Raw genomic sequence first — 17,950 nt, forward strand, 5'->3', positions numbered from 1 at the left:
GGGCTGAACGTCAGTCAATCACGCATACCGCAGAGAATGACTATTTCGAGCGTCGATGCAACAATCGCGTCAGGCTGTGCAAATGAAGCGGTAAGTCAACAAACGACGTTCATCTAGGGCCAGAAGTTGGTTCTGAATCATATCGTTGGCGATGTCCCCAAATAGAATCTGTGTCGTAACCGGCATGGTGCGACCAGACTTGGGCTTCGAAATTCTCGCCTTTAGCCATTCGTAGCTTTCAGCCGTTGAATCTTCTTCGTCCAAAATCTTAAAACCTGCATCTTGCAGCAAACTGGCCATTTCTTTCGGGGTCGCGAGATAACTGATCGAGGCATCCATGGCCCATGGCGTCGGATAAACGACGTCACCACCTTCGCCCTGTAGAATGTCATAAATTCCAAATCGTGCTCCCGGCTTCAGGACACGGTGGGCCTCTTTGTACACCGCAAGCTTGTCCGGGATGTTCATTGCAACGTGGACAGTTACCGCGCCATCAAAACTGCCGTCCGAAAATGAGAGCTTTGTCGCATCTCCCTGAACAAACATGGTTTTCTCACTGAGACCGACCCAATCTGAAATGGTTTTGGCTGCGTCGCAAAACTCTTGCGTCAGATCTATGCCTGTAACCTTAGCGCTTGCTTCTTCGGCAATTGTTCTGGTCACCCCGCCCAGACCACTACCTATATCAAGCACATTCGCATCTGGCGCCAACTCCAGCTTCTCCAGCAGCTCCAAAGTCGCTTGCCGGCCTCGAAAATGGAACTCATCGATTGGTTCAAAATCAGCGGCGCGCAGTTTCTTCGGGTCAATGCCCGCGGCCTTCAGGTCATCAGCTATCTGATCGATCAGCCTGCGGCTGCGGCCATAGTGGTCGGAAACTTGCTCTTTCATTCTCAGCCCCTTTCACCAAGCATATTGAAAGCTACTGAATGCACATCAGATCAAATTTCGCGGAGAGCCGGCGGGGCACTCAAGTGCTCAGGGTAGAGCTTCGAACCAGTCGAGCACCGCGTCCCGCCAGCCCTCCGGTACGCCATGCCCGCCTTTGGTGACTTTCAACCGGATCGAGCCGGCCTCACAGTCCATCCAGTCCTTTTGCATCGAGTCATCGTCGCCAAAGCTGTTTTCCGCGCTGCCCAAGCAGGCGTTCTCGCGGCGCCAGACATCCACGCCCTTCATAACGTTACCCTGGTTGAACTCAACACCCTCCCATGTCAGCTGTCGGCCTTCGAACGGCACCATTCGGTCTTTGAAGCCGTGTACGTGAAACAGGTGAACGGGAGCATCGCACTCTGTGGTCATGGGCTCCCAAAATGCCCCGGCCGCGGCAGCAAAGCCTTTCGCCAACTCCGGCGCTTGGCACGCAATGTCCCAGACCATCGAACCGCCGCGGGAGAAGCCTGCGATCAGTATTCGCGACGGGTCAATACCAAAGCGCTCCACTACGTCGGCGCGCACGGCGTCGATAAAGGCGACATCATCGCGTGCCAGGTCATACCCGTCGGCCACGCCCCAATCGAGGTCTTTGTTATTAATACTGGGCTGCCCGCTCGGCATAATCACAGCGTAGCCGCGCCGGATGAAAGGATCGACATAAGCGGAATTCTGGATCATCGCTTTGCCAGACCGTCCATAACCGTGCAACCAAATGACGGCAGGCGGTTCATCCGGAGCCTCTGGCAGGGCCACGTAGTACTCACCGCCTTCCAGTGTGCAAGGTGCATCCGGCGCGCCACACTCTCCGTCCGAGGCAAGGGCCGCTTTCGGACTTGCAGCAATAACAGCAATGGCAATACCGAGCGTCAAAATGCAAATGCGTGTTTCGTGTCGCATCAAACGTTTACCTCTGTCGTTAGACTATACAAATCATAACACAGCGTTACGCATCTCCGAAGGCACCGGCCCAAATGTCTTGGAACATCTCCACCGCATATTTTATTGGCAACAAGTGATCACTCTAGTCCAATGCCGACACAAGACAGAGTGCGTGTTAAACTCCAGCTGCTCTTAGATGGAGGAGTTTGATGAGAATAACTGCACTTATACTTGCCGCAGCTCTATGGATAGCTTTACCGGTAAGTCGATACAAATCCATATCTAGGGTAAAACGTCGGAACCCCTAGCACGAACACCGCATCCGCCCCGACGGAACTGAGATGTTCAATGCTCGCCTCCATGATCTCTTTCCCTACGCCGTGGCCCTGATACGCTGGCAGCACCCCGCAAGGTGCCAGCAGGTAACATTTCGCATCTGGGTGGTCTACGAACTTAAACGGAGTAAACAGCACGTTGCCTACAATTTTTCCGTCGCGTTCGGAACTGATAGAAATCGTGTCCGGGAGATCGAGGAAGCCTCTGGCGAGCCGAGCGATGTCGTCTCCTTCTTCTTTTCCGAAGGCCAGCCGGTGGACTTCAACAATAGTGTCAATTTCTGTCTGGTTCATGGGTCTTTCCTATCTTTGGCTCATTTGCGCGCGCACGGATTTGATACCCAACGCGGAGGCGCGATAGGGGGTGCCGTTTTTCGAGTGGATAAAGCGCTTTTTCAGCAAGCGTTGGAAAACACTCAGGGTGCAGTCGGACAGCACATAGCCGTCACGCGTATAACAAGTGACGTCATGGACTTTTCCGTTTTTCAGTCGTTCGAAGTGGATCGCCCCGCCAAGGGCGAGTTCGTGCAAAACACGTTGCTCGTGCTTTGAGATATTCATTGGGATGTCTCGATTTTACGAAAGCACAACAAAAAGGACACTCAGCATCGCGCGTGAGTGTACCCATCAGTGTTGGTGTTCCTGAATTTGGTTCGCCAGGAACGGGCGTTAGGCCCGGGTCTCTTTCATAAAATCTCCGTTGTGTGAGGCGTACCGCCTCATACGTTTGGCTCGGATAGTCCTTCAGGCAAGATGCGTCAATATATCTTAAGTTCGAGATGTCTCAATTTGAGTGGTGATACGCATCACTTGCCGCACGCGCCAGCACCCAATCGATACCCCGCAAAAAGTCGTCGACTGTTAACGGCCTTAGGGCTGCAAGCGCAGTGGGAGAATTGAATTTGATGTGTACTTGAACTGAATTAGACTAGTAACAAACTGTTCAGACATCTCATCGTGAGGTCATCATGGCAGCTCCATTAATCCAAGACTGGGAACTCACAGCCGCCATAAAGGACTTAGCCGATTGGCTGGTTCAACAAGGTTTAGAGAATGCGCCGGTTGAAACCTGGTTGGAAGCATTCTGCAAACGTCTTGTTTCGGCAGGGATTCCGCTTCAGAGAGCAAACATTACTGTGCGCGCTCATCATCCCGAGATTGGGACAGTCGCTTTCCGCTGGCACAGGGACGGGGGAAATGAGCGAGAGGACTTTGTCCGAAGAACGGATGCGCCTGAACAATACATCCTAAGCCCGATTTACTATCTTTTGGCAAACAACATTGAAGAGATCAGACAAGATCTGACAGTCGAAGATCCAGAGCTTAGCTTTCCAATCTTTGATGAACTTCGCGAGCGCGGTGCCACAGACTACTTCGCTGTTAAACGGTTCTTCCTTATACAGGATAACGCTATGCCTGTTGACCCAATGCAGGCCGAGGAAGGTGCCATTATTTCATTGACGACCGACGCGAGCGGGGGCTTCACGAGCCAGCAACTTGACGGTTTGCGTCAACTGATATCTCCGCTTTGCCTGACGCTAAAATGTGGGGCAAACAGGCTGATGGCTGAAGACATAACCGCCGCTTATTTGGGCAAAGACGCCAGCAGGCGCGTTCTTTCTGGGGACATCACACGAGGTTCATCCGAAACGATTTCGGCGGTGATTTGGTATTTTGATTTGCAAGGATTTACCAAATTATCAGAAGCGCTTCCGGGAGATTCAATCATAGAATTGCTAAACGATTACTTCGCAGAAGCTGTTGACGTGGTCGAACGGAATGGCGGTAACGTTCTGAAATTCATGGGAGACGGTATGCTTGCCATTTTCGATATCAATCAGGTTACGGACGCTCGCCGCGTCGCAATTCACGCGGCTGCGGAGTTGCGGGATACTTTTGACGAACTCAACCAACGACGGCAAGCAGATGGTTTGCCAACGACCGGCTTCACTCTTTCGTTGCACGCTGGCGACGTTCTTTATGGCAACATTGGCGGTAGGTCTCGCTTGGATTTCACAGTGGTTGGCCCAGCAGTCAATACAACGGCCCGTATTCTTGGCATGTGCAGCGCGCTCGATCAGAACATTGTTGTTTCCGACAAGGTGGCCGGCGAGTCGGTGAGCTCCATTCCAAGTCTTGTTTCCCTGGGGCAATACAGATTGCGCGGTGTTGCTGAAAGACAGGAGCTGTTCACGATAGACTAGATAAAGCTCAATCCAAAAGTTCTGGCCCATTAGGCCAGGCGCGTAAACAACCGCTAGCGCCGCGCGGGCTTACTCTTGCGACGATCCTACGGTTAAAATCTTCCCATTACTCCAAACCAGAGCCTCATAACAAACCTCGGCTCCTGCGCTTCCGCACCCAAAAAAACTATGCACCCCAACTGGCACTAACGTTTCGATTGCAATTTAGAGCGACGTAATCGCATTGATCACTGCTTCTCGGCTCTGAACAGCGCCAGTTTGTAGATATTCCATAGCTTTGAGAGCAGCTTCATGGGCTTGGACAGATGACCCGCCAACGCAATCTTCTACTACGCGGCAGAAGTAGTCTGATTGGTGGCCATCGACGAATGTGTAGTGCACACAAACATCTGTCAGCCCGCCGCACAACAAAAGTGTGTCTACCTTTAAACCTCGTAGCAGGATTTCGAAATCGGTTCCGAAAAATGCAGAATACCGTCGCTTCGGGACGATGTAGTCACCTTTGCGATATCCCATCTCATCTTTTGCAACCTCCGTTCTTGGATCGCCTTCGAGACAGTGTATGTCTTCGTCACCATCCAGTTCACGGCCGAAGTCTATCCTATCGGGACGATGGACTTCTTGGATGAAAAGGACTGGCACATTGTAATCATGTGCGGCATCAACCAAATCACGCGCAGCGATCATGCGCTCTTTGTAGCCCGGCATGTTGTCGATGGTGCGTACTTCGCTGTTATCAATAAACGTGCTCTTTTGAATGTCGATTACGATTAGGGCAGGTCTACCCTCGATCAGTTTCCTAGCTTGTTTGGTTTTAGTCGTCATGTTCGACCTCCAATTTGCCAGGTCGTCCTGAAGAAACGCCCTTGTTGGGCCGGGTCGTCCCAGCGGGCAGATCAATTTTGACTAAATGTGCAACTGAGTATGGTCAAGACCGTGCTGCCTTGTTTTGGAATGAAAACTATATGCTCGCGCCCAGGGCAACATTGCCCGCAAACCGCCGTTAGGGGTTAAGTGTTGCGATGGTCTGTACCCAGCTCAGAATGGGCAGCCAAATACGGAATATAGCAATTCAGAAAAATTGTGACTTTCAACCAGCGGCTACTCAATTGCAGTGCGAAATGTTGCGGTAAGCCGTTTGTTCAAACCGTGATGAGGCTCGGCTGAGGAACCGTAGTTCAACTCTGCCAAGGCAGCGATGTCATTGAAAATGACTACGGAGCCGCCTTCTTCATTCGGGTAAACCAATAGTTTTTGGCAAAAGGCATCCAAACCAATTGCCGGAAAGCCCGCCATAGCCACGCCACCGGGTGCTGGTCCGCCGAACAGTAAGAGAACTGCATCCGGCAGTTCCACCCCCAGATGGGACGCTTCGGCCGCAAAATCGACTTCCCCAAACCAGACCGTATCGTCCTGCTCCATCACTGCTTTTCTGAGACGTTCCACTGCCTTTGGTACGCTGAGCTGAGATCGCAGTTCGATGACCCCATAGTCGGCAAACAACCCGTTGGTCGGCGCTGGTGTTGCATCCAAGTTGTTTAGAACTTCGAGCATCTTGCTCTGAAATGTATTTAACGCTTGGATGTCATTCAGACCATGCCGCACTTTGAGAAACTGAGAGTCTGTATAGGCGATCTGCGGGCGATCATCCTGATCGAAGGAAAGAACGCGAAGAGGAAGGTCCAGACCTGCTCGCACGGTCTCTTCTAGAAAGGGCGTGTTTATCTCTGGATCAGAGAAAATGAGCACACGAGACGCTGGCATTTCTACGCCTTCGGCTTTGGCCAAGCGCGCGTGATTTATCGATGCGATTGGAGTAGCTCCCGCTTCGGCAACGGCAGTCTCAATCGCTAAGAAGTTTTTGTCCACCGCGGTCTGGACAGATGACGATTGTGTAAAAGCGGATGTCGCAACCGAAACAGTTGCAATCATCGAGAAAACAAAGCCAAACCTCACCATTTTGCCACTTCCTTTTTTATTGTACTTTTGTCAGGGAAACCGCCGCCAGAGCCGCAAAAGCTATCTCGGCCGCAAGGTAAAAGAGAAGTATCCCGTTCGGAACTCCATCGATAAGAATGCTTAGTAAGCGTCCAACGGCCAGTCCCGACATAAACAAAAATAGAATCCACAGCGCGGGGCGTTGTAATTCTGGTTTCAAAGCGGCCGCCAACCAAAACAATGCGTTTGCCAGGTAAAGACCCATAACCGCTCGGAACACGTGGGTTTGGTTCGTACCTTCCACCGGAAATCCCAGCAAAACTGGGATCGAACTGCCGGGCATCAGACCGTATGATAACGCAATTGGCACGAGGCCGACGGCAGCAAGCAGAAGGACGAATCTAGCACTCATGGAGGACTCCTTCTTGTAGAGGTTTCGCTTTGTTTACAAAATTCTTGATCGGTCTATTGAGGCATCCGATGATCCGAAACGGATGCCCACGCTACGCTTTGAAAGGCGTATCCGACAGGCCAAGTCGAGCTTTCTGAAGAGCGAGCCGGTACTGCGCAGCCGTTTTCAGCTACGCAGCAGACAGGTCACAATGCGCCTTCGTCGCCAAGGAACTCGATACCAGCTGTCGTGCCATCACTGTAAGCTATGCAATTCCAAGGAGCACGATCCTCGCCAACGCCTACAGTGACCTGTGTTCCTGCCTCGCTAAACGCGGATGAGAGCACCACGACTTGCGAATTGTTTGTCGTATTGGCTACATCTCGCAAACACGCCTGCTGAGCCGGCGTGAGCTCGGCGGACGCGCTTGATGTACTCGTATCGTCGCAGGCCGCAAGCAGTGCGAAACATGTCGTGCCTGCAATCATCACCATCTTGTTAGACATTTTCTTCTCCCTCTGGTTTCCTTGAAATTAGTGAAATTGGATGGGCTTGTTTGAGTTTCTCGCGTCAGAGCAGGCTATGGAACATACTTCGACCCTGTGATTTCCCTTTCCAACAACTTGTCGCGGGGGGCTTGGCGTGCAGAGCGATTTTACGTTTACTGCTAAGACCTCCAACAACGTGAGATTTCCGAATGAAGTCACTGGCAAAGGCTAGAACAAACTCTGGAAAGAGGGCGAGTACGTTAATTTTGGGCATCGCGTCCTCCCAACGCTCAATCTTTGTAAAGTGCCTTCCGACTGCCAGCACTCACTCCAGCAGTCGGAAGGGCCCGACAAATCGGGCGACAGCGACAACAACGGAGGTAAATAAAGTTGTGTCGAATTCGCATATTTGAATCTAATTTTTTACAAATCAATATTTTTTCCGCGCGTAAAATTCTTTACGCTCTCGTGCGATAGGCTTCTGCTTTCAAACAAAAAGGTAAGAGGGAGCATCCTAAGGGGCGAGTGCGTTCTCTAGAGCGGCGAAGCGTTTGAGGCCGCACAGAAACTTAGAAAGGGTTGAAAATGGGGTTTGTGGAAGCAGTTAAAACGTGTTTCTCGAAATACTTCCAGTTCTCCGGTCGGGCCATACGCTCAGAATACTGGTGGTTCTTCTTGTTTGTGGTTCTCATGAGTGCTGCTTTAGCTGTGCTGGATACGATCATATTCGGGACGGACCCCGAAACAGGGCAGGGATCTCGGGTTCTGTCCTCTGTTTTCCAACTGGCTGTTCTCATACCCATGCTGGCCGCCGGTTGGCGGAGGCTGCATGATACAGGACGACCTGGCTGGTATTTGCTGCTGCCGATGGCGCTCAGCATTACAACGCTCTTTGTTATGCTGGGTGGGGTGGCGTTCTTCTCGGTTTTGGAGCAAGGGACCGAGAACCCTGACGCATTACGAGGACCCGCGGCAGTCCTGGGCGTGACCGGTATTGTTGTTGTCTCAATTCTTCAATTGGTTCTGTCCATTCTGATGATCTGGTGGTTGACGCGCCCTTCGGAAGAAGGCGCAAACGAATACGGCGAACCTGTTTCCTGATCTGGCTGTCCGGGCAATTGGCTGGAATCTCTGCTGAACGACAGTGCGAACCGTAACTCAATGGAGAGAAAAAATGAGCTTAAAAACCATTTCCATTGGAATGCTACTGATGGCAGGAGCGACCACAGCATCAGCGGAGTGGTCGTTCAACTCCGGGCCTAATCCCAATGCATTTATTCAGACAGGAAACATGACGCTGGAACTTCAGTGTGACCGTATCCGCTTTGCACCGGCTGGATTCGAGGACAGCCAGGACATTGCGGACAAGCAGGGGCTTTCCATTCGTTTTTTGAAGAACGGCACCACCGAAGTTGGAGCATTTCAGGTTGGCGCAGAAAACGCTGCCGTGCAGATCGTCGACAACTATCCCGTCGAGGTCAGTTTCAATAGTCAGCCGGACTATGGTTTTGTTCTGGATCAGCTTGCGGCCAATGCATCGGTTAATCTGTCGATGATTGATCAGGATGTCAGCTATGGGATCTTTGACTTGAAAGGTTCCAGCGCAGCAATTCGGTCCCTTCGTTCTGCGTGCGTTTCAGAAGTTAGCCAAGAGACCTCCTACGAAGCGCCCGAAGGCATCGTCTATTGTGGTGGCGGAGCGATAGAGCGCGTGATCGAACCCGTAATTTTGGACAAGCCGGAGGGGGAGTGGGACGCGCGAGTAATGGTTAACGGCGAGCCGATCAGAGCCATGACGGCCTACAGTTACTTCGGGAACTCTGAGCCGCCCGCTGGATTTGTCGTTGCCCTGCTTGGGGAAGACAGGTCCGAGTTTCTGATTTTTAGCGACGGCTCGGCAAACTGGCTGGAATATGGGGACTACAGGTATGATCAGTGCAATTGATACCTCCTTCCAACCAGCTTCCAAAGTAGTGCGTCAGATGAAATGTTTGGCTTCCGGAATGGTGCTGGTTTCGGGTCTAGGAAGCGTGTGGCATTTCAATTCTCGGGTGGTGATGTCGCCCATGCTCATGCGCATCTGATACCGCTTCTCGACAAGTACGATGTCACCTCGCGACGCTACATCGAGCAAGAAGTAATCACCTTCAAACCAATCCCGAATCCGGGGAACAACGAGCTCCGAACCTTTGCCAAACTAATTGCGGATGCTCTCGACCGATGATGTAACTTTGGGCTCTTACCGATATTCTATGCCAAGGCCGGTCAGTTGTTACTCCAGTCAGACTGAAGCACCAAGATACATTTCGCTACGTCGTCTTTTCTCATTGATCTGGTACTGACTTCGACAGATAGAGAGGTGTGCGGTGGCTGTCTTCCTTCGCAAGTGGCGCGTCAAAGCGCTGCCGGAGGACCTCCGGTGGCCTTTATTCATGGCTTACGCACCAGCCACAGGCCCTATCAGAGGACGTCATGCCCTTTTCACCTGACGGTCAAGACCGCGCTACTCGCGCCATTGACCCATTGCCAATACGCCTTATCAAGCGCGCTATACTGGTTCTTGTCGGCCTGTTTTATTTCCTCTTCGTGGCCTTTGCCCCTCTTCTTTGCGTTCGGCGCAGAGGGTTTCGGGGTTGGTATTGGCGCCTGGTGAAACGGTCATGTTCCCGCCTGCTGTGGCTCCTCAGCATCCGCGTCGAGATGCGTCCTGAGGAAAAGAATGCCCTCGCCGCCGACACCAACAGCATCATCGTGGTTAACCACCGTAGCCATCTCGATGGCTTCAGTCTCATGCATGTGGTGCCCGACACCAAATGGTTCACTTTCGCTGCGAAATCAGAGTTCTGGAACAGCAAACTCCTGCGTACTGGTTTTGATGGAGCGGGTCTCGTCCCTATCAACCGGGATTCCGGTTCAACGGCCATGGATACGCTGACAAAGGCTGTCAGGGAAATGCCTGCCCGTTGTTCCATTGTGCTATTCCCAGAAGGCACCCGGGCCAAAACAGAATCGCTAGGGGACTTTAAGGCGGGTGCTGTATTAGTCGCCCGAGAAACCGGCCGCACGATCACCCCTATTGTCATCCACGACAGCGATAGTCTACTTCCACGCGGCAAACATTTACCGCGCAGCGGGACGATCCGTGTGGAGGCTTTGCCAACATTTACGTGCGATCCTACCGCTAGTGTGGATGAGGATCTGGCGCGATTGCGCAGGCAGATGATGGCTGTATTTGAGCGGTGAAGTCTGTTTGACAGAAATATGTAGAAACCGAGTTTGTTGAGTTTCCGCTACGCGTAGCGGCAGATAACAGATTTGCAGAGCAGTTGTACTTGTTGGTGGGATTTTCTCCAACGGGTATCGATATTCGAAGACCTAGTTAGTACCCGTATTTCAGTATGCTCTTGGCCATTCGTATTTATGGATGGGCTGCTTGGTATTGTCTCTGAATTCTCAGAAGAGAATGGACAATTAAGTGCCCTGATCTCGCGATTCTTGCCGGAGGCAGAAAATGCAGGGGAGACACGAATTTGCCAGATGCTGTACGACGTATGAGTGACCAAAAGCTAACACTAAGCTGCCATCAGACCACCAGCATCGCCTGCGATACCGACTATGCAATCATCGCCGATCTGAATGCGATTTGCCGGGCTTTCCCCTCCGAGTTCCAGTTTGGGAGAGGTTAACCAGAACGCGCATTGCCACGGGGTCATTTCACGTGGCAGGGCTTTCAACACTTTTTCCATCAAAGGAAGCGGGGTTCCATCCTGAGCAAACTGGAAAGATGGATAGGCGTTGGCTCCTTTGTAAGGTAAAGAAAGTACCTTCCCGGTTCGTGTCCAGATGTCGGCTATCCGCGTGATCTGCCAGGAGCCCTTCTGCCATTGTGCGTGCACGCCTACATCGTCCAGCAACGGATACTCACGCGCAAAATCATCCATCCGGATGTCATTGACCGCGCAACAATGCCCCTCGAAATTATGCAAATACATCTACTTACTCACTGAACTCACTAACAATTCATGAAACGATACTGCCAAAAAACCGTTCTAACCAAAGTTAAGAAGTTCACATTGGGCAAATTAAACTTCAGCTAACCTCGTTTTTTATACCTAGCGCGCTGAAATTATTGTTGGTTTGCTTACGATGACCCGCCGTTCTGATGCTCGAAAAACCAGTTCTGGATTCCTGGCTTTGTTACTCATTGGAGTAGTAATCCTCACAAGATGAGGGCATTGGTCATGAATCTACCGAACCAATCTCTGGTTTGTGAGTGATCAAGATCAGCGCGTTGGACAAAGCCGCCAGTCACTCAGTCCAGTGTTGGAAACTAGTACCGAGCGCGGGCTCTCTTTTCTACGATCACGATCCTCCTCGTCTGACACTCCCGCAAAAAGACATACAGTCCTGATTCTAAGATTAGCGTGACACCAACCGGGATGGGGAGGTTTTGTATTTCTACCGACCTAAATTCTTTTCTCTGGTCATAATACGGACTGACCATTCCAAAAACTTCCTACCGCCACCTTGAATTTCTGGACCAATCATTCCAAATCATGCGCATGAGCAAAAAAACTCTCCCAAATGGCGACATCAAATCATCCGCAGGTCCAGGTAGACCTCGTGCCTTTGACGAAGCTGAGGCATTGGAAAAAGCCTTGTGCGTATTCTGGCACAAGGGCTACGAGACCGCGTCCCTGGACGATCTGACCAAGGCCATGGGTTTGAGTCGGTCTAGCTTCTATGGTGCGTTCGGCAACAAGCAGGCTTTGTTTCACAAAGCCCTCAGCCACTATTCAAGGCGTGGTTTGAAAGAGCTGCGTGACGTTGCTGATGCAGGCGGAGATGACCCTGTTGGTGCGATAATGGAAGCTTTGGCGAACCCGCAAGGCGGTCGTGATGGCTGCATGCTTATCAACTGCCTGACGGAACTTGCTCCTCATGATGATGAAGTGGCGGCTCTCGGGCGGCAGCATTTGGAGAATATTGACGAGATTATTGCGAGAGCGCTTGAGCCTTCGGATCCGGGACAGGCCCTCAACAAGGCACGCGCCTTTGCGTCCCTTGCAATCGGAACACTAGCCTTGCGCAAGGCGGGCGTTCCCGCTGAGCAGATATCGCAAACCCTGAAACAAGCCCGGTTGGTGATTTCGCCATAAGGCCTCCCGCCGCCTTAAAGAAATGAAACCTAAAACAAACTCAATAATGAGACAGTGACCCTAATATTGGACTGATTGATCCAATAATATCTGAACGAAGTTTACCAAAGAAGGAAGCAGCAATGGCTGATGAAAAACTGTTCTCCGGCATCAAAGCTGGTGCAATCGAGCTGAAAAACCGCGTTGTCATGGCGCCATTGACCCGCAATCGGGCAAGAGCCGAGGATGACAGTGTCCAAGAATTGCAGGCTAAGTACTACGCCCAGCGGGCGGGTGCAGGTCTGATCATCACGGAGGCTTCGCAAATCTCGCCCCAAGGCAAGGGCTATGCCTGGACGCCCGGCATTTATTCCGAAGCGCAGATCGACGGCTGGAAAAAAGTGACTGAGGCCGTCCATGCCAAGGACGGGAAGATTGTAATCCAGCTTTGGCATGTAGGCCGGATTTCGCATTACAGCTTGCAGCAGGATGGTGGCGCCCCTGTTGCACCATCCGCAATTGGAGCTAAGGCCAAGACGTTTGATGGTGAGCAGTTTGTTGAAACATCTGAACCGCGGGCTCTGGCCATCGAAGAAATTGCTGGCATCGTTGCGGACTACCGGAGGGCCGCGGAAAACGCCAAAGAGGCCGGTTTCGACGGTGTCGAGGTCCACGCAGCCAACGGATACCTTATCGATCAATTCCTGCGGGACGAATCCAACAGGCGTGAAGACGAATACGGCGGTCCTGTCGAGAATAGAGCACGGTTCCTGAAAGAGGTTATGGACGTGGTTGTCGATGTCTGGGGCGCCGACCGCGTTGGTGTCCGCCTCAGCCCCTTCTCGGACGCCAACAACATCTCCGACAGTGACCCGCAGGCGACATTCACCCATGCGGTCAAATTGCTGAATGGCTATGGGCTGGCCTATCTCCATCTCGTGGAGGGACAGACCGGCGGCCCGCGCGATATTCCGGAAGGTGGCGATCTGAAGGCGCTCTATGAATTGTTTGACGGTGCCAAAATGGGCAACAACGCTTATGACCGGGAAATGGCGGTTGAAGCGGTTGAAACCGGAGCCGTCGATCTGGTGGCCTTTGGCCGGCCGTTTATTTCCAACCCTGATCTTGTCAACCGGTTGGAGAAAGGCGCCGCTCTGAATGAGCTCGATCCAACTACCCTCTACGGCGGCAATGAAAAAGGGTACACCGATTACCCGGCACTGGAAGAGAAAGCGGTTGCCGCAGAGTAATACATCGCTCTAGCCTCCGTAGTGACAGGCAATACAAAATAGAGTGAGCGCGCCGATTTGGACGCGCTCACCTCGCGGTTACGGCAATATCCTTTCTTGAAGCCGGGATCTAACACAAGCCTACGAATGAACTGCTTCCCTATGATCAGGGTTGAATATTTCCAATCAGAATGCACTTTTGATTGAGAGGCGCCCGGTTTTAGTTGAAGAAGATGTGCGGTGACTACCATCAATTGAACGCGTTTCTCGAACAGCGCATTGTTATGGGCAAATCGTGCAAACTTATGCGCAAATGGCGCGCAATATTTTGGGCGAATGTCTTCAATTTTTGTGAGTAAAATCAATGGCGGGGATGCAGCGTTATGAGCGCCCCTACAGGGTTTTTGTAGGTGCGCCCATAGCTTTGCATTTCGCCCAAAGAATTGCATTTTTGGCCCAAAACTTTGGGCGCATTAACCTTCAACTTTCTTAGTTCAAGGCTCCATATCTTCGGGTCTCATTCTTTGCTTATTTCGCGCCATCGCCGTATTGCCGGGGAAGGTTTTCGGATGGCCGCTTCCAGCCCTAAGCGGACATTCACAACTGGACTTTGCCGGTTCGACGACGCGGGCTAAGCCGAACTAGGTCTGCCGAGGCAATTCTGCAACTTTGACCCGAAACACAGTGTTTCAGCCAAATCCAAGAAACCACTGAATGATAAACGCGTTGGCCAGATCCACAAAAAACGCAGAGACCAACGGCAAAACTATGAACGCAACTGGTGATGGTCCGTAGCGCTGGGTAACTGCTGTCATATTCGCAATGGCGGTTGGCGTTGCACCCAAAGAGAAACCGGCGAACCCCGCTGATATGACCGCTGCGAAGTAGTTTTTTCCCATCAGGCGGAACACGATGAAAATAATAAATGCGACGGCGGCGACGGATTGCAAAAGCATGGTGGTGATTAAAACTCCCGCACTACTGGCCAGGGTCCACAACTCCATGCTCATCAGCGACATTGCCAGAAACACTGACAGGCTGAATTCGGAAATCACGTTCATCGCAGGAGTGCCCGCGGGCCATTTGAGCTTAGAAAACAAGGGCGGCAATAAGTTCGACAGTACGATGCCGCTTAAGAGGCACGGCACGAACAGGGGCAGTTTAACTCCTGCTGCCTCTAGTGCTTCAAATGCGGAATACCCAATCGCGATAGCGATGTGAATCCACAGAACACAATTCATCAGGTCTACATGAGTAACTGTCGATGGTTGGTCGGTAGTTGGCTCCGCAACTGTCGCAACTTCTTCTTCTGCGTCATCGACACTCTTGAGGTCGTTCTTTTGAATGAGAAAACGGGCAATGGGTCCACCCAGAACGCTGGCCAGGATCAGCCCAACGGTCGCCGTGGCTATTCCCAGTTCGGAAGCGCCGACGACTTGATAGCTACTTTCTATAGTTGGGCCCCAGGCAATGGCTGTGCCGTGGCCTCCAATCAAAGATGCGGTTCCCAACAGCACGCCTGCTTGAGACGGCATGCCGAACAAAAGCGCACCAATCATGCCCACCACGTTCTGCACGAGCATAAAGGCAATCGTGAGCCCAAGCATGAGCACAAGAAGTGGTCCACCCTTAATCAGGTCAGCGAAACGGGCGTTTAAACCAACTGTCGTGAAAAAATAGACCAACAAAAAGTCTCTCGCGCTTAGTTCGTAGCTGATTGCACGGCCAGTGGCTAAAACCACAAGCAAAGCCAGAATGGCCGCCAGAAGGCCTCCGCTGACTGGCTCCGGAATGCTGTACTTGGACAAGACTGCGTAACGACGGGTCAACCGTGCGCCAAGAAAATAGACCAGTATACCGATTGTAACGGCGCCAAAGCTGTCAATTTCTATCGGATCAAGCATTTCCATGGTGTATTGTGTCCCCGTCCAAGCAAGTGAATTTCTGTCAGTTTTGTTAGGATTGGCTTTGTCTTAGTCTTTGAATTTGAAAAGTTAGATCAGATATCCTTTTTGACTTTGCTCGGTGGTACTCCAGTCCACCCCTTGAATGCGTGCGCGAAGCTTGTTGCGTCAGAGTAGCCGAGCATTTCCGCCACTTGCGTCACACTGTGATCGCCTTCCTTCAACAATTCTTCCGCGCGATTACGCTTCAGATCCGCGAGCAGTTTTCCAAGAGTCGTGCCCTCTTTCCTAAGCTTCCGGGCAAGCTGCTGCTCGGATAGGCCAAAGATTTCAGCCGCTTTTTTGTTGCTTAGAAAGCCCGCATCCACGTGCGGTCTAAGGGCTTCGCTGACACTCTCGGTAAGTGACCGAGGAGGTTGCCGTTCACCACTGTCATCTGCGGGGACTTGGAAGTACCCTTTCTTCGAAAACTCCAAGTTCAACCACTCAGCGGGAAACGCTACGCGATGCCCAAACCTGTCCCCTTTGATAGGTTTGGAACCTTTGAAGTCATCCGGTAATGCATTGGGGTCGCTTACGGTTATCATCGTATTGGCAGCGGACCACTTACTCCCGACACTCCTTGCGACAATCTCTGAAAACAAGCAGGCAAAAAACGCGTCTATCTGAGCAGGAACGAAAGGTGTTTCAAAATACCGCTTCCCGGACATAAGCGCTGACTTGCCATGTATGTCCAAGTGGTGCTCAGTTGAGCTTGAATGCTCAGTCGCAGCGATAACGACTGCCGTCAGAAAGGAGCCGAGCGTTTTCGCATCTATGGCAGCGTCGACCAACGGTGGCCAGTTTGAAACCGCCATTTTCGCGCCAAGTTTCCCCAGCAGATGAATATCATTTGTGGCCTCAGCCGCCTCTTCGAACAGCTGGTACATGACAATTGCGTGGATATACGCGTCTGGATCATCGAACGAGGATCTTGAAATGCCCAAGCGTGTTAGCAGCTCATCGGTGTCGGCATAGACAGCATCCAGCGTGCTCAAGATCGGTCTTGCTGTAGACAACCGGATCAAGGGCTGCGCGGGGCCATTCATGTTCGACCCTCGGAAAGTGCAAGGCTCATTTTCCACCTCGTTACTATGACATGGAACCGCAAGAGAGTTCCGTCGACCTGATGATTTTCGTCAAAAATCGAAGCTTGATGACCAAAACTATCATGTATTCTAGATATTCAGATGCCTAAATGTTTTGCAGCAAGTCGCTCGTCGAAATGCCTTTGAACCAATTCCGTAAGGAGGCGATCTATCAGAACTGGTTCTGCCAAAGGAAAAAAATGCCAGCCTCGATGAGCTTGCTAACGATGAGGGAGGTGATATGGCGGACTCTGACCACGAGCTTCAGCGACCAGGATGGGCAGTTCCAATCGTCGCGGTAATCATACTGCTGATTATTGTATGGTATATTTTTAGCGACAGGATTACCCCGACAACTAACAATGCTTCCGTACAGGGTTACACTATTGCGGTTGTTCCCGAAGTATCGGGTTACATCGCTGACATTCCGATTAAAAAGAACACGCTCGTTCCAACTGGCACGACGCTGGCATCCCTAGAAAAAACGCGCTTTGAAAATGCAATTGAAGCAGCTGAAGCAGAGCTGGAGGCCGCCGGACAGACCGTTGGTGCCTCGACTGCTTCCGTTGCCACAGCAACCGCGGCATTGGCAAAAGCTCAGGCGCTTCTGGAAGAAACCCGAGCGCAATCTGCCCGCATCTTCACGCTGGAAGAAAAAGGAATTTACGCTCCAGCGCGCGGCGACGAAGCGCGTGCAGCAGTTTCGACCGCAGAAGCCGCTGTCGCCGCAGCCGAATCTGAGTTGGAACGCGCACGAGAGCAACTTGGCTCGGCAGGTGACGACAATCCACGCCTCCGATTGGCGGTCGCTAAATTAGCTGATGCGCGCCTTGACCTTGAGAAGACTGATCTTGTCGCCCCCGCGGACGTTATTGTGGGTGGGTTGAAGATTGACGAGGGGGCATTTGCAAATGCTGGTGCGCCCTTGATGACCCTGATCTCAATCGAGGATCAGTGGGTCGAAGCCTTCATGACCGAGAACAACCTGACGCGGCTTGCACCCGGCAACAAAGCCGAAATCGCCTTTGATGCGTTTCCGGGACAGGTCTTTGAAGGCAAGGTCAAAAGTACCGCATGGGGTGTCTCGTCAGGTAAGACAGTTGATCTTGGCGATCTTCCAACCGCATCAAAACCAAAGGGGTGGTTACGGGATCCTCAACGTTTTTCCGTGATTATAGAAACTACGAACTACACACCGGCAGACAGTCTTGATCAGCCCGGTCTCCGTTACAATTCTCAAGCGACAGTGGTGGTTTACACGGGTGACAATCCGATTTGGAATACCTTGGCCAAGGGTTGGATCAGGTTCGTAAGTTACCTGTCGTATCTTTATTGAAACGGCTCGATCAGCATGTCCGCAGCGCCTCCATCATTTGAATCC

The 17,950-nt window shown here is 51.8% G+C and carries 19 protein-coding genes; 7 read left to right on the top strand and 12 right to left on the bottom strand.

From position 1 onward, the window contains the following. Nucleotides 1-69: 69 nt before the first annotated feature. The 4 genes from RUE5091_RS12460 to RUE5091_RS22660 all read right to left on the bottom strand — a co-directional run bounded on the left by RUE5091_RS12460 (nt 70) and on the right by RUE5091_RS22660 (nt 2,711). A complete protein-coding gene (locus RUE5091_RS12460) occupies nt 70-891 on the bottom strand; it encodes a class I SAM-dependent methyltransferase (RefSeq protein ID WP_058282244.1) in 822 nt (273 codons plus the stop codon). A gap of 87 nt (nt 892-978) precedes the next feature. Beyond that, nucleotides 979-1,833 (bottom strand): CE1 family esterase, encoded by an 855-nt coding sequence (locus RUE5091_RS12465; RefSeq protein ID WP_058282245.1) that lies wholly within the window; start codon nt 1,831-1,833, stop codon nt 979-981. Nucleotides 1,834-2,069: 236 nt separating this feature from the next. Continuing rightward, nucleotides 2,070-2,444: a GNAT family N-acetyltransferase gene (locus RUE5091_RS22655; RefSeq protein ID WP_082643649.1), complete on the bottom strand. Its 375-nt coding sequence runs from the start codon at nt 2,442-2,444 to the stop codon at nt 2,070-2,072. Nucleotides 2,445-2,453: 9 nt separating this feature from the next. After that, entirely contained in the window at nt 2,454-2,711 is a 258-nt protein-coding gene (locus RUE5091_RS22660; RefSeq protein WP_082643650.1) for a YjhX family toxin, read from the bottom strand. 407 nt (nt 2,712-3,118) lie between these two features. On the opposite strand from RUE5091_RS22660, the gene RUE5091_RS12475 reads away from it, so the two are divergent. Next, the gene (locus tag RUE5091_RS12475) at nt 3,119-4,354 is read left to right on the top strand and encodes an adenylate/guanylate cyclase domain-containing protein (protein WP_058282247.1); all 1,236 of its coding nucleotides are present in this window, start codon (nt 3,119-3,121) and stop codon (nt 4,352-4,354) included. Nucleotides 4,355-4,558: 204 nt separating this feature from the next. On the opposite strand, the gene RUE5091_RS12480 is transcribed toward RUE5091_RS12475, so the two are convergent. From RUE5091_RS12480 to RUE5091_RS12495, 4 genes are all read right to left on the bottom strand, one after another. Next, the gene (locus tag RUE5091_RS12480) at nt 4,559-5,179 is read right to left on the bottom strand and encodes a cysteine hydrolase family protein (RefSeq protein WP_058282248.1); all 621 of its coding nucleotides are present in this window, start codon (nt 5,177-5,179) and stop codon (nt 4,559-4,561) included. A gap of 276 nt (nt 5,180-5,455) precedes the next feature. Next, nucleotides 5,456-6,313 (bottom strand): DUF302 domain-containing protein, encoded by an 858-nt coding sequence (locus RUE5091_RS12485; RefSeq protein ID WP_058282249.1) that lies wholly within the window; start codon nt 6,311-6,313, stop codon nt 5,456-5,458. Nucleotides 6,314-6,329: 16 nt separating this feature from the next. Further along, nucleotides 6,330-6,704 carry a DUF4345 domain-containing protein gene (locus RUE5091_RS12490; RefSeq protein WP_058282250.1) on the bottom strand — a complete coding sequence of 125 codons (375 nt, stop codon included), beginning with the start codon at nt 6,702-6,704 and terminating at the stop codon, nt 6,330-6,332. A 185-nt stretch (nt 6,705-6,889) separates the two neighbouring features. Next, nucleotides 6,890-7,189 carry a hypothetical protein gene (locus tag RUE5091_RS12495; RefSeq protein WP_058282251.1) on the bottom strand — a complete coding sequence of 100 codons (300 nt, stop codon included), beginning with the start codon at nt 7,187-7,189 and terminating at the stop codon, nt 6,890-6,892. Between the two features lie 567 nt (nt 7,190-7,756). On the opposite strand from RUE5091_RS12495, the gene RUE5091_RS12505 reads away from it, so the two are divergent. Together RUE5091_RS12505 and RUE5091_RS12510 are read left to right on the top strand one after the other, a co-directional pair. Next, nucleotides 7,757-8,272 (top strand): DUF805 domain-containing protein, encoded by a 516-nt coding sequence (locus RUE5091_RS12505; protein WP_058282253.1) that lies wholly within the window; start codon nt 7,757-7,759, stop codon nt 8,270-8,272. A 73-nt stretch (nt 8,273-8,345) separates the two neighbouring features. Continuing rightward, the gene (locus tag RUE5091_RS12510) at nt 8,346-9,116 is read left to right on the top strand and encodes a hypothetical protein (protein ID WP_082643651.1); all 771 of its coding nucleotides are present in this window, start codon (nt 8,346-8,348) and stop codon (nt 9,114-9,116) included. Nucleotides 9,117-9,149: 33 nt separating this feature from the next. Here RUE5091_RS12510 and RUE5091_RS23290 read toward each other — a convergent pair whose 3' ends face one another. Next, the gene (locus RUE5091_RS23290; RefSeq protein ID WP_165590778.1) at nt 9,150-9,305 is read right to left on the bottom strand and encodes a hypothetical protein; all 156 of its coding nucleotides are present in this window, start codon (nt 9,303-9,305) and stop codon (nt 9,150-9,152) included. 338 nt (nt 9,306-9,643) lie between these two features. On the opposite strand from RUE5091_RS23290, the gene RUE5091_RS12520 reads away from it, so the two are divergent. Next, nucleotides 9,644-10,414, top strand: coding sequence for a lysophospholipid acyltransferase family protein (locus RUE5091_RS12520; protein WP_058282256.1), 771 nt, complete (start codon nt 9,644-9,646; stop codon nt 10,412-10,414). Nucleotides 10,415-10,743: 329 nt separating this feature from the next. Here RUE5091_RS12520 and RUE5091_RS12525 read toward each other — a convergent pair whose 3' ends face one another. Further along, nucleotides 10,744-11,163: a hypothetical protein gene (locus RUE5091_RS12525; RefSeq protein WP_058282257.1), complete on the bottom strand. Its 420-nt coding sequence runs from the start codon at nt 11,161-11,163 to the stop codon at nt 10,744-10,746. 570 nt (nt 11,164-11,733) lie between these two features. Here RUE5091_RS12525 and RUE5091_RS12530 point away from each other — a divergent pair. Both RUE5091_RS12530 and RUE5091_RS12535 read left to right on the top strand, forming a co-directional pair. After that, the gene (locus RUE5091_RS12530; protein WP_058282258.1) at nt 11,734-12,330 is read left to right on the top strand and encodes a TetR/AcrR family transcriptional regulator; all 597 of its coding nucleotides are present in this window, start codon (nt 11,734-11,736) and stop codon (nt 12,328-12,330) included. Between the two features lie 122 nt (nt 12,331-12,452). Continuing rightward, nucleotides 12,453-13,559 carry an alkene reductase gene (locus tag RUE5091_RS12535; RefSeq protein WP_058282259.1) on the top strand — a complete coding sequence of 369 codons (1,107 nt, stop codon included), beginning with the start codon at nt 12,453-12,455 and terminating at the stop codon, nt 13,557-13,559. 668 nt (nt 13,560-14,227) lie between these two features. Here RUE5091_RS12535 and gltS read toward each other — a convergent pair. Both gltS and RUE5091_RS12545 read right to left on the bottom strand, forming a co-directional pair. Beyond that, on the bottom strand, nt 14,228-15,448 hold the full coding sequence (gene gltS / locus RUE5091_RS12540) for a sodium/glutamate symporter (RefSeq protein ID WP_112297175.1): 1,221 nt from the start codon (nt 15,446-15,448) through the stop codon (nt 14,228-14,230). Nucleotides 15,449-15,537: 89 nt separating this feature from the next. After that, the gene (locus RUE5091_RS12545; RefSeq protein WP_165590779.1) at nt 15,538-16,479 is read right to left on the bottom strand and encodes an AraC family transcriptional regulator; all 942 of its coding nucleotides are present in this window, start codon (nt 16,477-16,479) and stop codon (nt 15,538-15,540) included. Nucleotides 16,480-16,810: 331 nt separating this feature from the next. Between RUE5091_RS12545 and RUE5091_RS12550 the strand changes: the two genes are divergently transcribed. Next, nucleotides 16,811-17,905 carry an HlyD family secretion protein gene (locus tag RUE5091_RS12550; RefSeq protein ID WP_058282261.1) on the top strand — a complete coding sequence of 365 codons (1,095 nt, stop codon included), beginning with the start codon at nt 16,811-16,813 and terminating at the stop codon, nt 17,903-17,905. The last annotated feature ends 45 nt before the right edge of the window (nt 17,906-17,950 follow it).

Source organism: Ruegeria denitrificans, assembly GCF_001458295.1.
Taxonomy (GTDB): Bacteria; Pseudomonadota; Alphaproteobacteria; order Rhodobacterales; family Rhodobacteraceae; genus Ruegeria; species Ruegeria denitrificans.

Bases quoted from the DNA above. Each gene is read 5' to 3' on its own strand.
- RUE5091_RS12460 (WP_058282244.1), bottom strand. From the start codon at position 891: ATGAAAGAGCAAGTTTCCGACCACTATGGCCGCAGCCGCAGGCTGATC.
- RUE5091_RS12465 (WP_058282245.1), bottom strand. From the start codon at position 1,833: ATGCGACACGAAACACGCATTTGCATTTTGACGCTCGGTATTGCCATT.
- RUE5091_RS22655 (WP_082643649.1), bottom strand. From the start codon at position 2,444: ATGAACCAGACAGAAATTGACACTATTGTTGAAGTCCACCGGCTGGCC.
- RUE5091_RS22660 (WP_082643650.1), bottom strand. From the start codon at position 2,711: ATGAATATCTCAAAGCACGAGCAACGTGTTTTGCACGAACTCGCCCTT.
- RUE5091_RS12475 (WP_058282247.1), top strand. From the start codon at position 3,119: ATGGCAGCTCCATTAATCCAAGACTGGGAACTCACAGCCGCCATAAAG.
- RUE5091_RS12480 (WP_058282248.1), bottom strand. From the start codon at position 5,179: ATGACGACTAAAACCAAACAAGCTAGGAAACTGATCGAGGGTAGACCT.
- RUE5091_RS12485 (WP_058282249.1), bottom strand. From the start codon at position 6,313: ATGGTGAGGTTTGGCTTTGTTTTCTCGATGATTGCAACTGTTTCGGTT.
- RUE5091_RS12490 (WP_058282250.1), bottom strand. From the start codon at position 6,704: ATGAGTGCTAGATTCGTCCTTCTGCTTGCTGCCGTCGGCCTCGTGCCA.
- RUE5091_RS12495 (WP_058282251.1), bottom strand. From the start codon at position 7,189: ATGTCTAACAAGATGGTGATGATTGCAGGCACGACATGTTTCGCACTG.
- RUE5091_RS12505 (WP_058282253.1), top strand. From the start codon at position 7,757: ATGGGGTTTGTGGAAGCAGTTAAAACGTGTTTCTCGAAATACTTCCAG.
- RUE5091_RS12510 (WP_082643651.1), top strand. From the start codon at position 8,346: ATGAGCTTAAAAACCATTTCCATTGGAATGCTACTGATGGCAGGAGCG.
- RUE5091_RS12520 (WP_058282256.1), top strand. From the start codon at position 9,644: ATGCCCTTTTCACCTGACGGTCAAGACCGCGCTACTCGCGCCATTGAC.
- RUE5091_RS12525 (WP_058282257.1), bottom strand. From the start codon at position 11,163: ATGTATTTGCATAATTTCGAGGGGCATTGTTGCGCGGTCAATGACATC.
- RUE5091_RS12530 (WP_058282258.1), top strand. From the start codon at position 11,734: ATGAGCAAAAAAACTCTCCCAAATGGCGACATCAAATCATCCGCAGGT.
- RUE5091_RS12535 (WP_058282259.1), top strand. From the start codon at position 12,453: ATGGCTGATGAAAAACTGTTCTCCGGCATCAAAGCTGGTGCAATCGAG.
- gltS (WP_112297175.1), bottom strand. From the start codon at position 15,448: ATGGAAATGCTTGATCCGATAGAAATTGACAGCTTTGGCGCCGTTACA.
- RUE5091_RS12550 (WP_058282261.1), top strand. From the start codon at position 16,811: ATGGCGGACTCTGACCACGAGCTTCAGCGACCAGGATGGGCAGTTCCA.